This is a genomic window from Enterobacter quasimori (assembly GCF_018597345.1).
In the GTDB taxonomy this organism is placed as follows: Bacteria; Pseudomonadota; Gammaproteobacteria; order Enterobacterales; family Enterobacteriaceae; genus Enterobacter; species Enterobacter mori.
Genome location: NZ_JAHEVU010000004.1, coordinates 312,775 through 327,984 on the forward strand (window position 1 = coordinate 312,775; position 15,210 = coordinate 327,984).

General features: G+C 55.2%; 14 protein-coding genes. 7 read left to right on the plus strand and 7 right to left on the minus strand.

Translation table 11 applies throughout. The features are described 5' to 3' along the window. Nucleotides 1–71 precede the first annotated feature (71 nt). Genes KK102_RS17115 through KK102_RS17130 form a run of 4 tightly spaced genes read left to right on the plus strand, consistent with a single transcriptional unit; the run spans nt 72 to nt 4,818 of the window. Nucleotides 72–1,943: an amidohydrolase gene (locus KK102_RS17115; protein ID WP_216358081.1), complete on the plus strand. Its 1,872-nt coding sequence runs from the start codon at nt 72–74 to the stop codon at nt 1,941–1,943. Continuing rightward, nucleotides 1,943–2,350: a DoxX family protein gene (locus KK102_RS17120; RefSeq protein ID WP_216358082.1), complete on the plus strand. Its 408-nt coding sequence runs from the start codon at nt 1,943–1,945 to the stop codon at nt 2,348–2,350. The genes KK102_RS17115 and KK102_RS17120 overlap by 1 nt, the downstream gene beginning before the upstream one ends. Then, nucleotides 2,347–3,966 (plus strand): MFS transporter, encoded by a 1,620-nt coding sequence (locus KK102_RS17125; protein ID WP_216358083.1) that lies wholly within the window; start codon nt 2,347–2,349, stop codon nt 3,964–3,966. The genes KK102_RS17120 and KK102_RS17125 overlap by 4 nt, the downstream gene beginning before the upstream one ends. A gap of 30 nt (nt 3,967–3,996) precedes the next feature. Then, entirely contained in the window at nt 3,997–4,818 is an 822-nt protein-coding gene (locus KK102_RS17130; RefSeq protein ID WP_216358084.1) for an alpha/beta fold hydrolase, read from the plus strand. On the opposite strand, the gene KK102_RS17135 is transcribed toward KK102_RS17130, so the two are convergent. Together KK102_RS17135 and KK102_RS17140 are read right to left on the minus strand one after the other, a co-directional pair. After that, nucleotides 4,781–6,202 carry an MFS transporter gene (locus tag KK102_RS17135; RefSeq protein ID WP_111964152.1) on the minus strand — a complete coding sequence of 474 codons (1,422 nt, stop codon included), beginning with the start codon at nt 6,200–6,202 and terminating at the stop codon, nt 4,781–4,783. The genes KK102_RS17130 and KK102_RS17135 overlap by 38 nt on opposite strands. 50 nt (nt 6,203–6,252) lie before the next feature. Further along, complete coding sequence (locus KK102_RS17140; RefSeq protein WP_216358085.1) at nt 6,253–7,341, minus strand: cellulase family glycosylhydrolase; 1,089 nt, start codon at nt 7,339–7,341, stop codon at nt 6,253–6,255. Nucleotides 7,342–7,526: 185 nt separating this feature from the next. Between KK102_RS17140 and KK102_RS17145 the strand changes: the two genes are divergently transcribed. Next, on the plus strand, nt 7,527–8,534 hold the full coding sequence (locus KK102_RS17145) for a LacI family DNA-binding transcriptional regulator (RefSeq protein WP_216358086.1): 1,008 nt from the start codon (nt 7,527–7,529) through the stop codon (nt 8,532–8,534). Here the strand turns inward: KK102_RS17145 and fosA are convergent. Next, complete coding sequence (gene fosA / locus KK102_RS17150) at nt 8,520–8,945, minus strand: FosA/FosA2 family fosfomycin resistance glutathione transferase (protein ID WP_216358087.1); 426 nt, start codon at nt 8,943–8,945, stop codon at nt 8,520–8,522. The genes KK102_RS17145 and fosA overlap by 15 nt on opposite strands. Nucleotides 8,946–9,144: 199 nt before the next feature. Between fosA and trpS the strand changes: the two genes are divergently transcribed. Beyond that, nucleotides 9,145–10,146 carry a tryptophan--tRNA ligase gene (gene trpS / locus KK102_RS17155; protein ID WP_216358088.1) on the plus strand — a complete coding sequence of 334 codons (1,002 nt, stop codon included), beginning with the start codon at nt 9,145–9,147 and terminating at the stop codon, nt 10,144–10,146. A 43-nt stretch (nt 10,147–10,189) separates the two neighbouring features. Here trpS and KK102_RS17160 read toward each other — a convergent pair whose 3' ends face one another. Next, entirely contained in the window at nt 10,190–10,645 is a 456-nt protein-coding gene (locus KK102_RS17160) for a SymE family type I addiction module toxin (protein ID WP_216358089.1), read from the minus strand. Nucleotides 10,646–10,946: 301 nt separating this feature from the next. On the opposite strand from KK102_RS17160, the gene KK102_RS17165 reads away from it, so the two are divergent. Next, the gene (locus KK102_RS17165; RefSeq protein ID WP_216358090.1) at nt 10,947–11,816 is read left to right on the plus strand and encodes a phosphorothioated DNA-binding restriction endonuclease; all 870 of its coding nucleotides are present in this window, start codon (nt 10,947–10,949) and stop codon (nt 11,814–11,816) included. Nucleotides 11,817–12,404: 588 nt separating this feature from the next. On the opposite strand, the gene qatD is transcribed toward KK102_RS17165, so the two are convergent. The 3 genes from qatD to KK102_RS17180 are packed head-to-tail and all read right to left on the minus strand — an operon-like array spanning nt 12,405 to nt 15,210. Continuing rightward, nucleotides 12,405–13,130 carry a Qat anti-phage system TatD family nuclease QatD gene (gene qatD / locus KK102_RS17170; RefSeq protein WP_216358091.1) on the minus strand — a complete coding sequence of 242 codons (726 nt, stop codon included), beginning with the start codon at nt 13,128–13,130 and terminating at the stop codon, nt 12,405–12,407. Next, entirely contained in the window at nt 13,127–14,467 is a 1,341-nt protein-coding gene (qatC, locus tag KK102_RS17175) for a Qat anti-phage system QueC-like protein QatC (RefSeq protein ID WP_216358092.1), read from the minus strand. Before qatC ends, qatD begins: the two co-directional genes overlap by 4 nt. Beyond that, a complete protein-coding gene (locus KK102_RS17180) occupies nt 14,467–15,210 on the minus strand; it encodes a hypothetical protein (protein ID WP_023302420.1) in 744 nt (247 codons plus the stop codon). The genes qatC and KK102_RS17180 overlap by 1 nt, the downstream gene beginning before the upstream one ends.

Here is a 15,210-nt window from a genome sequence, read left to right on the forward strand (position 1 = left end):
TTGTATAACTGGATCTTTGCCGAAACCGGTTCCCATAATCCTGACCATTCCCCTCTCAGTCAGGAGCAGTTATGGTTACCCTCGGTAAAGCCGATCTCATTCTGGTTAACGGCCAGTTTCACACCGTCGATCGCGAGAATCCTGTCGCGGAAGCCGTTGCCGTGCGCGACGGAAAATTTCTGGAAGTGGGTACCGTCGCCGAGGTGATGCAGCACCACGGCGACGGCACCAAAGTGGTCGACTTAAAAGGCCACACCGCCATCCCCGGCCTGAACGACTCGCACCTGCACCTGATCCGCGGCGGGCTGAACTACAACCTCGAGCTGCGCTGGGAAGGCGTGCCCTCCCTGGCCGACGCCCTGCGGATGCTGAAAGAGCAGGCGCTGCGCACCCCGTCGCCCCAGTGGGTGCGCGTGGTGGGCGGCTGGACCGAGTTCCAGTTTGCCGAGCGTCGCATGCCGACCCTGGACGAAATTAACGACGCCGCGCCGGATACCCCGGTCTTCATCCTGCACCTGTATGACCGCGCCCTGCTCAACCGCGCCGCGCTGAAGGTGGTCGGCTACACCAAAGACACGCCAAACCCGCCGGGCGGCGAGATCCAGCGCGACGCCAACGGCAACCCGACCGGGATGCTGATCGCCCGTCCGAACGCCATGATCCTCTACGCCACGCTGGCCAAAGGGCCGAAGCTGCCGCTGGAGCAGCAGGTTAACTCCACCCGCCAGTTCATGCGCGAGCTCAACCGACTGGGGCTGACCAGCGCCATCGACGCGGGCGGCGGCTTCCAGAACTACCCGGAAGATTACGAGGTGATCGCCGAGCTGCACGCGAAAAAGCAGATGACCATCCGCATCGCCTACAACCTCTTTACCCAGCGCCCGGGCCACGAGCTGGAAGACTTTGAAAAATGGACCGACATGCTCACGCCGGGCCAGGGCAGCGACTTCTTCCGCCACAACGGCGCGGGCGAGATGCTGGTCTTCTCCGCCGCCGATTTTGAAGATTTCCTCGAGCCGCGCCCGGATCTCGCGCCGGGCATGGAGGACGAGCTGGAGCGCGTGGTACGCCATCTGGTGGAGCACCGCTGGCCGTTCCGCCTGCACGCCACCTATAACGAATCCATCAGCCGCATGCTGGACGTGTTCGAGAAGGTGAACCGCGACATTCCGTTCAACGGCCTGCACTGGTTCTTCGACCATGCGGAAACCGTGTCACAGGCCAACATCGACCGCATCAAAGCGCTCGGCGGCGGCATTGCCGTGCAGCACCGCATGGCCTTCCAGGGGGAATACTTTGCCGAGCGTTACGGCATCGAAGCCACCCGCCACACGCCGCCGGTGGCGAAAATGCTCGAGACCGGCGTACCGGTGGGCCTGGGAACGGACGCCACCCGCGTGGCGAGCTACAACCCGTGGACCGCGCTCTACTGGCTGGTCTCCGGCCGCACCGTCGGCGGGATGCAGATGTACGATCACAGCGCCCGTCTGGACCGCGATACGGCCCTGATGCTCTGGACCCAGGGCAGCGCGTGGTTCTCCAGCGAGCAGAACCAGAAGGGGCAGATTAAAGTCGGCCAGCTTGCCGACCTGGCGGTGCTGAGCAAAGACTACTTCCGCGTGCCGGAAGAGGAGATCAAGGGCATCGAGTCCGTTCTCACGGTGGTCAACGGCGATATCGTTTACGCCACGGGCAGCTTTGGCCCGCTCGCGCCGCCGGCCATCCCGGTCCTGCCCGAGTGGTCCCCGGTGGTGAAGGTGCCGGGCCACTACCGCAGCGCGCCGCCGCAGGCCGCACGCGTGGGCATGAGCGCCGTCCACCACTGCAGCGGCCCGTGCGGGGTTCACAGCCACCAGCACGATTTCGCCCGCACGTCAGCGATGCCGGTGTCCGACGATAACGCTTTCTGGGGGGCGCTGGGCTGCAGCTGCTTTGCATTCTGATGAAAAACACTACCATGCCGCCCCGGATCGACCTGGGGCTGTTCTTCCTGCGCCTGACCGGCAGCCTGCTGCTGCTCTATGTGCACGGCCTGCCGAAGATGCTGCACTTCAGCGAAGAGCTGACGCGCATTGAAGATCCGTTCGGCTTCGGGCCTTACGCGAGCCTGATCCCGGCGATTGTCGCCGAGGTGATCTGCCCGCTGTTGATCGTTGCGGGCGTCTACACCCGCCTGGCGTGCCTGCCGATTATCGCCGTGCTGCTGGTGGCGATGCTGGCGGTCCACCCGAACTGGTCGATTGCCGAAGGGCAGTTTGGCTGGCTGCTGCTGATTATCTTCACCACTCTCGCCCTCACCGGGCCGGGCCAGTGGCGGCTGCAGCGTAAGGCAACGGAGAGGTTCGCATGACCCAGGTTAACGACGTTCGCGACGCACACGTCGAGACGACGCCCGCATCGACGGTTTCACCCTGGCAGCCGCTGAGCCAGCCGGTGTTCCGCATGCTGTGGATCGCCACGGTGGTCTCTAACGTCGGCTCATGGATGAGCGACGTCGGCATCAACTGGAGCATGCTGACCCTGAGCGCCGACCCGCTGGATATCGCGCTGGTGCAGGCGGCCAGCAGCCTGCCGATGTTCCTCTTCGCCCTGCCGTCCGGGGTGATGGCGGACATCGTTGACCGGCGTAAATACCTGCTCTTCTCCCAGTTGTGGGTGTTCATCGCCGCCGCCGGGCTGACGGCGCTCTCCTTCACCGGACACGTCACCCCGACCGTGCTGCTGGTGGCGACGTTTCTGCTGAGCGTGGGGGCGGCGATGAGCTCGCCGCCGTTCCAGGCCGTGGTGCCCGATCTGGTGAGCAAGCCGGAGCTGGGCGCCGCCGTGGCGCTGAACTCGCTCGGGGTGAACATCAGCCGGGCGATTGGCCCCGCGCTGGGCGGTTTCCTGCTGTCGCTCGCCGGGCCGTGGATGGTGTTTGCCCTGAACGCGCTGTCCGTGGTGGGCGTGGCGTGGGTACTGTGGCGCTGGCGTCCGGCCCCGTCCATTCAGCGTCTGCCGCCGGAGCACTTCTTCTCTGCGGTGCGCACCGGCATCCGCTACGTGCACGCCGCCCCGGTGCTGCGCAACGTGCTGGTGCGTACCGTGGCGTTCTTTGTCTTTGGCAGCGCGGGCTGGGCGCTGCTGCCGCTGGTGGCGCGCCGCGAGCTGGGCCTGGGCCCGGCGGGCTACGGCGTGATGCTGGCGTGCATTGGACTGGGGGCGATTGCCGGGGCCATCCTGCTGCCGCGCCTGCGCCAGCGGCTGAACGCCGACCGCCTGATGGTGGCCGCGAGCCTGGTCTTTGCCCTCACCATGCTGGCGCTGGCGTTTGTGCGCCACGTCTGGCTGCTCAACCTGTTTGAGTTCTTCACCGGTTTCGCGTGGATTGCGGTGCTCTCGACGCTGAACCTCGGTGCCCAGCGCAGCGCCGCCCGCTGGGTGAAGGCCCGCGCGCTGGCGGTCTACCTGACGGTGTTCTTCGGCTCGATGACCACGGGCAGCGCCATCTGGGGGCAGATTGCCTCCCGGTTCGGCACCCCGACCGCGCTGGTTGTCGCCACGCTGGGGATGGTGCTGGCAAGCGCCACCGTATTCCGCTGGAAGCTGGAGAAAGATCCGGAATTAAACCTCGACCTGAGCGGCCAGCCGCTGGACGGCGTGGAGATCGACCTGCCGAACGAGCGTGGCCCGGTGCTGGTCTCGCACGAGTACATCATCGACCCGCACAACGCAAAAGCCTTCCTGGAGGCGGTCCACGAGCTGCGCCGGGTGCGACGCCGCGCCGGGGCGATGAGCTGGGCGGTGTACGAGGATATTGAGCGTCCCGGCCTGTTTATCGAGACCTTCCTGATGGGCTCGTGGATTGAGCATCTGCGCCAGCAGGAGCGCCACACTATGAATGACCTCCTGCTGCAGAGCCGCGTTCTGGCTTTTCATCAGGGCACAACATCACCGGCAATTCGTTATCTGGTCGCGCCGGTATAACCATAACCATCACCTGCACAGGAATACACTATGGCAACGTTTAAGGCAAAAGACGGCACGCAGATTTACTACAAAGAAGGCGGCGCGGGCAAACCGGTTCTCTTCAGCCACGGCTGGCCGCTGGACGGCGACATGTGGGACAGCCAGCTGAACTACCTGGCCGAGCGCGGCTTCCGCGCCATCGCCTTTGACCGCCGCGGCTTTGGCCGCTCGGATCAGCCGTGGAACGGCTACGACTACGACACCTTTGCGTCCGACATTAACGACCTGATCACCACCCTGGACCTCCAGGACGTGACGCTGGTGGGCTTCTCCATGGGCGGCGGCGATGTGACCCGCTACATCAACAACTACGGCAGCGCGCGCGTGGCCGGTCTGGCGCTGCTGGGCGCGGTCACGCCAATCTTTGGTAAATCTGAGACCTTCCCGCAGGGTGTGGATCAGAGCGTGTTCGACGGCATTCGCGACGGACTTCGTAAAGATCGCGCCCAGTTCATCAGCGACTTCGCCACCCCGTTCTACGGCACCAACGCCGGGCAGACCGTTTCCGCCGGTGCCCTGACCCAGACGCTGAACATCGCCCTGCTGGCGTCCCTGAAGGGCACCATCGACTGCGTGACCGCCTTCGGCGAAACCGACTTCCGCCCGGATATGGCGAAAATCGACGTGCCGACGCTGGTGATCCATGGCAGCAACGACCAGATCGTGCCGTTTGAAAGCACCGGCAAGCTGGCGGCAGAGACGATCAAAAACGCCACGCTGAAGGTTTACGACAACGCGCCGCACGGCTTCGCGCTGACCCACCAGGACCAGCTTAACGAAGATCTGCTGGCGTTTGTGAAGTCGCTGTAATTTTCTGTAGGCCGGGTAAGGCGCAGCCGCCACCCGGCGCTTTCGCAGACGCGTTGCGCTCCGCCAGCAGCCGACAAATCTCCGCGTGCTTCTCCTCGGTAAAGGTAAAGCGCGACATAAAGCCCATGCGGATCAGCGAGCCTATCGCCGGCAGCAGGCAAATCCCGAAGAACAGCCCCGACAACACGCTCTCGCTCTGGATTTGCGCCTGCGGCACGTAGCCGATCATCGTCAAAAACACGCCGATGAGCCCGCCGCCCACCGCCACCGACATCTTGCCGGTGAAGGTCTGCCCGGAGAAGGTGATCGCCGCGCAGCGCTTGTGGGTGTGGTACTCCGCGTACTCGATGGTGTCGGCAATCATCGACGAGGTGAGGATGTTGGTCATCATCACGAACAGCGTGCTCAGGCCGAGCAGAATAAACAGCATCGTCACCTGCTGATAGCCAACAAACCACATCACCACGCGCACCGCCACGTCCAGCCCGCAGAGGATCATAAACAGCTTCCGCTTCTGCATCCGGCGCGTCAGCATCGGGGCGACCAGGCACAGCACCGCCGCGACTATCCCCATCACGCCAATCGCCATCTGCAGGCTGCCGTCGCCCAGGTTGTTGATAAAGAAGTAGATATAGAGACCACCCGCCACGTTGTGGAACACGCAGAAGAAGAACGACAGCAGGACGATAAACAGCGGCTTGTTCTGACGCAGGTTGTGGAAGGTGTCGCGGATGGTCACCTTCTCCGGGCTCGGCGGCACGCGCTCTTTGATCTGCATAAAGCCGTTAAGCATCAGCGGCAGGCCCACCAGCATCATCACCAGCGCCGCCATAAAGTAGCCTTTATCGTTGCTGTACTGGGCGAAATAGGCCGCCAGCTTCGGGAAGAAGATGTTGGCGCAGGCAATCCCGGCGTTCACCCCGAGCATCGCCGCCGTCACCGCGCGGGTGCGCTGCCCGGAGTCGTTGGTCATCACCGACGACATCGACCAGAACGGGATATCGGAGATGGCGTACAGCGTCCCCCACAGGATATACGTCACCCCGGCGTAGAGGATTTTGGTGGTCATGTCCGCTTCGATTTTATAGAACGACAGCAGCGTGACGCCGGTGATCAGCAGCGGGGCGATCAGCAAAAAGTGGCGAAACTTGCCGAACCGGCTGTTAATGGTATCCATAATGCTGGCAAACAGCGGATCGTGAACCGCGTCCCACGCGCGGGCAATCAGGAAGATGGTGCTCGCCGCCAGTGCCGAGATCCCCAGCACGTCGGTGTAAAAATAGTTAATAAACGAACCCACTAAACCAAAGCTAAAACACTGACCTAAACCATAACCAAAATAAGACCACAGCTCGCGAGACGGTATTTTCATTGTCGTTGCCATTGTTATATGCCTGCCTGGTTGCCCGGCGGTGGACCGCCGGGTCGATATTATTAGTCCTGCGCCTGCGGGGCGATCTTGCGCAACTGCTGCATCAGGGCGATTTCACGGCGCGAGAACGGAATGCCGTTCTCCTCAAACACGTCGTGGAACCAGAGACGGCAGTAGTCCGTGGACTCTTTCATCACCACCGGCCACGGCAGCCACGTCTGGGTTTTGCCGCGCACCAGCCCCCACTGATACGGCGCGACCTTCGCCGCGTACATCAGCGGGAGCTGCTCTTCGATGGTGCTGCCCACGTGGCGCGCCAGCCATTCGGTACAGAACAGCGGTCGTCCGAGCTGTTGCAGCTGCTGGATAATCGCCGTCATCCGCCCGGTGTGGGTGTAGGCGTGGAAGCTCACCACGTCCGAGAGCGCCAGTGCGGTCTGGTCCAGCGGATGCTGGAAGAACGTCTCGCCCTCCTCTTCCGGCGGCAGGCGCCACGCGCAGACGGTGAGCGGCTGGGTCGGGTCCTCCTCACGCACCCACCGGAACGCCAGCTTCATCAGCTCATGGGCGCAGGTCTCCAGCTTCGCGTCGTACTGCACCTCCTGCGTGCCCGTCGCGAAAATGCCGCGGTTGCCCGGCTCGTTGTAGAGATCCCACAACAGCACGCGCTTATCCTCGCGGAACTGGCGGACAACGTCGCGGATATAGCGTTCAATGTCTGCCCAGCAGTCCGGATCGCACACCTTGTCGCGCCCCGGACTCGCCGCCGCCTGGCTGTTGTGCTTGCCCGGCACTGGCGGCTTTTGCGGGCCGAGATACGGCTCGTCGCCAGAGAAGCCGCAGTCATCCATCAGGGTCAGCATGGTGCTGAACCCGTGGCCGTCGGCAATCGTCAAAAACTGGTCGATGCGCGCCATCAGCCCGTCGCGGTCGTGCTCCCAGACGATAAACGGCAGGTTAATGCGCAGGGTGTTGTAGCCCGCCTCCGCCGCCCAGCCCAGCTCGCGCTCGATGGTGGCGGCATCGAAGGTCTCCGCCTGCCAGATATCGGTCCAGTTCACCGCCGTCGACGGCAGATAGTTAAACCCGCACAGCCAGCCCTTCTGCTGATACCAAGCCTGTGCCTGCTCCCTGCTCCACTGCTCTTTCATTACGCGTCCTCTTACTGATAATATTTAGCTAATAAATATTAGCTGCGGGATAAATGCGCAATTTCCCGCACGAAGAAAAGCGATGCCCCTCACAAAGTTCACGCTTCGATGAATGAGAAACGTGATCAACGGCGCGTAAGCGTGCGGTTAGGGTATGATGCGAATTCGCGAAAGGGAGAGGACGGATGAAGCGAAAAACAAAAGTGACGATGAACGATATTGCGCGGGCGGCAGGGGTGTCGCAGGCGACGGTATCGCTGGTGCTTAACCAGTCCCGCAACATCAAGCTCAGCGACGACACCCGCCAGCGGGTGATTGGCGTCGCCACCGAGCTCGGCTACGACCGCCTCCCCGCCGTTCACGCCCCGCGCAACCAGGAAGAGATCGCCCTGCTGGTCAGCTCGCTGCAGAGCTTTGACCCGTTTATCGACGCCATCAGCCAGGCGCGGGAAGCCGCGTGGCGCAATGAAACGTTGCTCACCGTCTACGACTACGGCGACGACATCGAGCTGGCGCTGAACATCATCCGCCAGCTGGAGAAGCGCAACTGCATCGGGATTGTCCTCGCCTCACCGGTCACCACGCTGGTGGACATGACGGCATTCCAGGACTGCACCCGCATCCCGCTGGTGCTGCTCAACCAGCGCGACCCCGGCTCGCCGCTGCTGCCGTCGTTTATCCCGGACGACTACGCCAACGCTTTCCAGGTGACTAAACACCTCATCGCCTGCGGGGCCACGCGCATCGCCCACATCACCGGAGAGAGCTGGATGGAGGCCTCCCGCCAGCGTCTGGCGGGCTACCAGGCGGCGCTACAGCAGGCCGGACTCGCGTGCGACGACGGCCTGGTGCGCCAGACCAACTGGCAGTTCAGCGAGTCCTTTACCGCCACCACCTCTCTGCTGGAACTGGCCGAGCGCCCGGACGCCATCTTCTGCGCCAGCGACTGGCTGGCGATTGGTTGCTATCAGGCTCTGGCGGTGAACGGCGTGCGCATCCCGCAGGACATGCTGCTGGCGGGCTACGACGACCAGAAGATTTCCGAACAGCTCACCCCGCCGCTGACCAGTATTCAGCTGCCCTATAGCGAGCTGGGACGGCTGGCGGTGGAGTACCTGTGCAATCAGGAAGATGCCGCCACGCACGTGACGCTGGCGGGCAGGCTGAAGGTGCGCGCCTCAAGCCTCGTCTGAGGTAAACACCATGCCCGCGTAGGGCTTCTCGCGGCACGCCGCCAGCCGCGCGGCGAGGCTGCCCACGTGCAGCTCCAGCTTGTGCCCGTCCGGGTCGAGAAAATAGAACGACGCCCCCTCGCTTTTGTTCTGCTTCCAGACGGTGACGCCCGCCTGCTCAAGCCTTTGCGAGAACGGTTCAAAATCCTCTTCCGCCACGGTAAACGCGTAGTGGGTGTAGTCGCTCTCCTGCGGCGGCACGTAACGGCGCGCCTCATCGTACGACAGGCAGACCCACAGTTCGCCGCAGGTGAGATAGGCCCCGGTATTCCAGCGGGCGTACAGGGTCAGCCCCAGCAGCTCGTGCCAGAAGGTGACGCTTTTTTGCAGGTCGCTGACCGCGAGAGTCAGGTGGTTGAGTGATTGCAGCATGACGTGCCCTTTTGTTTTTCGCGCCGGACGTGGTACGGTAAAAGCATGAACATAAACCACGCCGTCCTCACCGTAAACCGCTGGTGGCTGCCTTCTTAAAGGCGGCACGGAGTAGTTTTCCCCATTTTCAGATAGCCGCCGAAAGGCGGCTTTCACACATCTAAGACCCCTTTCGGCAACTGCCCATTAAGGAGTCTTTATGAACGCACCAACTATCCTCACCGGCGACCGCCCAACCGGCCCGCTGCACCTCGGCCACTTCGTCGGATCGCTGCGCCAGCGCGTGGCGCTCCAGCAGACGCACAACCAGTTTGTGCTGATTGCCGACCTGCAGGGGCTGACCGACAACGGCAGCAACCCGCAGAAGATCCGCGACAACATCCCCGAAGTGCTGGCCGACTACCTCGCCGCGGGCATCGACCCGAACCTGACCACCATCTGCCTGCAGTCCGCCCTGCCCGCCCTCGCCGAGCTGACGATGCTGTACATGAACATCGTCACCGTCGCCCGCGTGGAGCGTAACCCGACGGTGAAGAACGAGATTGCGCAGAAGGGCTTCGCCCGCTCGCTGCCGGTCGGGTTTATGGCCTACCCCATCAGCCAGGCGGCGGACATCACCGCGTTCAAGGCCGAGTGCGTGCCCGTCGGCGACGATCAGCTGCCGATGATTGAGCAGACCAACGAGATTGTTCACAAGATGAACAGCCTGCTGCCCGCCCCGGTGCTGCGCCACTGCAAGGCGATGCTGAGCGACACCAGCCGCCTGCCCGGCATCGACGGCAGCGCCAAGATGTCGAAATCGCTGGGCAACACGCTGCACCTTTCGGCCAGCGAAGAGACGATTCACCGTGCGGTCAGCGCCATGTACACCGACCCGAACCACCTGAAGGTGAGCGACCCGGGGCAGATTGAGGGGAACGTGGTGTTTACGTACCTCGACGCGTTTCATCCGGAGAAGGACAAAGTGGCGGCGATGAAGGCGCACTATCAGGCGGGTGGGCTTGGGGACCGGGTTTGCAAGAACGAGCTGGAGGCGTGCCTGCAGGAGCTGATTGCGCCAATGCGGGAGCGGAGGGCGATGTATATGCAGGACAAGGGAGAGTTGATGGCGATGTTGAAGCGCGGCACGGAACGGGCGCAGGGGGTGACGCAGGCGACGTTGAGGGAGGTGAAGGTTGGGCTGGGGGTGCCGGTGTTTTGAGAACGATATAAATAATAATCCCGGCGCAGGGCCGGGATATTTATCAGGCGTTACGCTTAATGACCGGAATATCGCCGGTGTCATTTAATGCTCCCGGAAACGTTTTTAACCACTGCGCGACTTTCTGCTTATTAATATTCACCACGCTCATCCCTTCCAGGCATCCCCATAATTCTCTTGTATGCTGCGGCGTAATTACAATGCAGTCTTTCATGACGCGGATTTTTACGGGCATGCCGTTGATAAAGCCCGCACGGGTTAACCACTCGCCGCCCAGCAGAAGATATTTCATGTCTATGCGTGCATACAGTTCGCAGCAGGCGGCACTGTCCTGAGGCGTTTCCGCGCGGGGATGGAGGGGCGCCGCGTTGGGCTGGTTGCCGTGAAGTCGGCGTGCGCTGTTTTTGCGTACCAGCTCGCGGTTTTCAATCACGCCGGTAAAAGCGTCTGATTCTGTTTTGCAAACGGTAAACTCTGGCTTAAAATTCGTCGCAGCCATTTTCAACTCCTAATTAGTTGTTTTTGGTTAGCGGTATGGGGGTGTTGCAGCACCTTCATATCGCGAATTCTCTCTTTAAATATTCCTTGATACTTCTTTCGCCGTTCGGCGTAATTTCTGGTGATCATTATACAGGGCTGAATATAAACACAGCGGTTTGGTGTGGGGTAAATTTGGAATTTGCGAGGAGGATTCAGGAAATGGCGTAGTGTGCGGTAAGGTCATGTTTTAGTTGATTGTAGGTTGCCTGTCCTGAGTTTTGCGAGCATCATCGCAATTATTTACCTTCTTCCGTAACGCGATGGCTTCCAGCAAAACTCTCGAACAGGCAATTGCCGACATCACCATCTGGCGCAAAGGCGAACAGCGTGCGCCGCATAAGCCTTTATTGCTTCTGTACGTACTGGCGCACTATCAGCAGGGGCATGCGCGACTGTTTGATTACGGAACTGAGGTCCACGAGCAGCTGCTTAACCTGTTAGAACGCTTTGGCCCGCAGAGGAAGGCACATTATCCAAATATGCCCTTCTGGCGGCTCAAAGGAGACGGTTTTTGGGATCTGAAGAATACTGAGTTTTGTTCGACCACTGGCAGTAAGCAACCGCCTGTTAAAGAACTTGTGGAACATAACGTCGCAGGCGGGTTTGATGAAGACCACTTTGCGCTGCTGAGTAGGAACAAAAAGCTGATCGGCTCGCTGGCGCAGCAGATCCTTGAAGCGCACTTTCCTGAAAGCATTCAGGAAGAGCTCGCGGATGAGATGGGTTTTGATATCCAGCAGATCCGTAAGGTTCGCGATCCGTTGTTCCGTCAGCAGGTTCTGCGTGCTTACAACTACGAGTGTGCGATCTGCGGATTCAACATGCGGCATGATAACGCCTCAGTAGGACTCGAAGCCGCGCATATTAAGTGGAAGCAGTTTGGCGGGCCGTGTGAGATCCCGAATGGGTTGGCGTTGTGTGCAATTCATCATAAGGCGTTTGATAAAGGATCTATTGGGCTGGATGAGAGTATGCGGGTGCTGGTGTCAGAGGCGGTGAATGGGAATGGGATCGTTGGGCGGCTGTTCTGGGATTTTGCAGGAAAGCAAATTGCGCTGCCGGTGGTGAAAGGGAACTATCCAAAGGAGGGATATGTGGAGTGGCATCGTAGGGAGGTGTTTAGAGGATGAGTGCGAAGGCCGGACTCGAACATCGCAACTATCCTTATGATCTTTAAAGATAAAAAATTATCACATTGTACCTGATACCTATATTGATACCATCAGTCCTATTGGTGATAATCGAACAGACTGTATTAGTCATTTCGAATTGGTGGTGTAAAATCTATTCCGATCATAGTCAATGCAATTGAAATATAGTGTAGATAGACGAATATAAAAAACCAAATAATATAATCAATGAGCGAAATATCATTAAATCCTGAATAATCAAATCAATTAAATAATTTACATCATGTGTGATATTTTATCTCCTCACTTATTTAATGTTTTTGCAAAGAAGTTAAATTCTCAAAAGTTCTATTTAAGTTACCTAAAATATATTTACCCCTGTTAAATAAAACCCCTAAAGATTATATATTTATACACGGCAATTATTTTTTACATTAGGTTTAAATTTTATTTCAAATATAAACTTACATCCTTTTGATGTCTCAACAATAATTTTCGAAAATGTGTTGCATTTAAATAACCACATTGCTATTTATGGTTATTTAAATATAGATGCTTAGATATATGAAAAACATTTTATGTAAAACATCATAACTGAAGAATTTTCCTGAAGTTTTCTTCGATTTTATATTCTACATACTCTGAGTTGCATCCCCATATTTTCGAAATCCCCTCAATAGCTATATCTACATCCCAAGGAAATAGCTGTTTGCCAGCGTATTTTGAGAATGGCCCATCAGTTTCAGTTAATAATCTATCTTTAGGTATCAATTGTAATATCCGTCGTCCTTTAATGGAGTTTAACATCGCCGGGCCAACAGAGAACCATGCACCAATATCAATAGCGCTCCTCAATTCAGATTCTGAACCCGTAAACCAATGAAAAACAGGAATCCCATCAATTCCTTTAAGTTGCTCAACAACCTCTTCAGCACAACCCCTTGAATGTATTGACATAATCCTACCACCTTGATTATGTACTTTTTTTAGTATATGTTTAAATACTTTAAGCTGTACTTCCGAATGCTCTTTATAATCTTTCCCACCATCAAGTCCGATTTCTCCAACATATTTAGCTTGGGGGAGTAAAATATCGAAAATATCTAACTCATGGTATCTTAAATGGGCTAGTTCAGGATGAAGACCTAATGCCGTTCTGATTCTACTATTATTAGCAGACAGTCGATGAGTGCCAATATAGGCATTAGGTGTAGTTGTAATAGAAAGGACATAAAGTCCTTTCTCTGTACACTTTCGGATAATATCACTTGGATCTTTATAAAGATCCAAATGACAGTGCATATCAAGCTTCAAATCACCTTTTCCTTTTTCAAGAAATCTTCAACTTCAAGTAAGCCATCTGAAAACACTTGTTCATATTTATCAAGATCCTCATATTTAAGCTTTCCCGACTTTAATACCCATGATTTCAAATTTATTTTTTTAGATTTATCTAAGGCTACTGATACCGCGATAACATCATCACGACCATCTTGTTTGTTTTTAACAAAATCACGTAGGGTTGAATATGAGGCATGATGATAACTTATAGATTCTTTTATATTACCTGTCATTAAAGCTGCTCTTCTAATCATACATGGAACACAATATCCACACTGTTGATTTTTTCTTTTCCAATGACTACATGAAACGGTTAGATCCACAATTTCAGAAAGCATCTTAGAATCTTTACAATTACTCACCATTTGTCCCTTAGTCATGAATTGATAAGGGTTAATCAATCTTACACCGAAGCCAAGATTATTAAAAAGTTCTTGGATCATTTCAATGAAATACGGATGTGTTGTCCGGGTACTAAGCGAGCCAACTCTCCGATGCGTTAATGGTGCATTCAAAGAGATAAAACCATTTTCAGGAACAAATATTGATAGATCCTTATGATTATTAATCTGTTTTACCGCATATGCACCTACAAGTGCAAACGCTAAGAAGTTTAAACTTCGCGTTCTCATAGTAATGTCTCTTGTCATCCCCCTGCCAATAGGGTTAGCACTTGAACGAAGTCTTGAAAAGGTGCCCTTCTCACGAATTTTATGGGCTATTTGATCTTGTTTAGTTTTATCCCCTTTATACGAATGGCTGATTAGTAAAGGTTTTCTTCCCGAAGATAAAAAATCTATAACACCTATAGCACTGTCAAGACCTCCAGAAAATAATGACACACAATCTAACCCCTCTAAATTAATCAATTTTCGCCCATTAACAGCTTTGAATGGTTGCGGTGGCTTAGGACCATCACCTTTAAAATTGAAATTCCATACATCACCACTCAAAAATTGTAAAGCTTTTTCTAAAAGTGGTTTGTTTTTTTCCCAAATTACTGGGTTATTTAATGAAACAAATAGATTTATCTTTCTTGTCCAGCCATCAAAACAATTATCTCTTATAATAAATGTATCGGCAGCAGTTACTGCAAGAGAGATAGTTAAAAAGTCCATAACTTCATCTGATATACTTACTCCCAGTCTTTTTATAGCATCAAATATTGGCTTACCTATAGTTGCAATATCACCTCTAGGCTTAATGCCATTTTTAATAACTACACCATCACGCGAATAAATCTGCACAGAAACAGTTTTTTCATCTGCCAATGGTAATTTTGCATGATCATATTCAACATAAATATTCATTATTCATATCCTTTCCATTCATTCCAAACTTCTGTGATAACATCCTTTTGGATAATTATAAAATCAGCTTTTGAAAAAGATCTTATATTTTTACTTAATTTTGGTTCCATGATATTGTCTACAGTCGCACTAATCAACTCATGCAAAGAATTTTCAGCCACCTGTAATTCTTTTGCATTTTGAGCATTATTCCATGCTTTACCGGCATCCATAGTAATCTGCAAAAAAATACTGTCAGTCAAATAACAAATCATTGTCTCAATAATCACATCGTCTGTTATATCGGATGGATCAAAGGTGGATTTACCGTTCAATGCTTCAACTAACGCATCATTCATGGCGGTTTGTATTTTGTCTGCATCTTCACTACCATCAGACAATGAATGTGATATTTTAGCAATCACATCTTCGCAGGGTAGTCCTTTAAGACTGTCAAGATCTACCAGTGGCTTCATACCAGAATCATTGGTAATACCTTCATTCAATAATTCAAATAACCCCCCACCAGCGCCTATAATATTTCCTAAACGAGCATTAGCTGATTCAGAACCGCCCGTTACTTGTCTTGCATAACGAGACAAAGCCCCTTTCAATGCGACGGAATCTCTATTACGAGCAAATCTACCAAATAAAGTTCTAAATCCACTTAGGTTTTGGTTTGTCCCATTTTTTGTTTGATCAGCCCAAGGTGGTACAAGTTCGTTTCCATTTTTAGGACCTTTACTTGACTGAGATGTACCCAT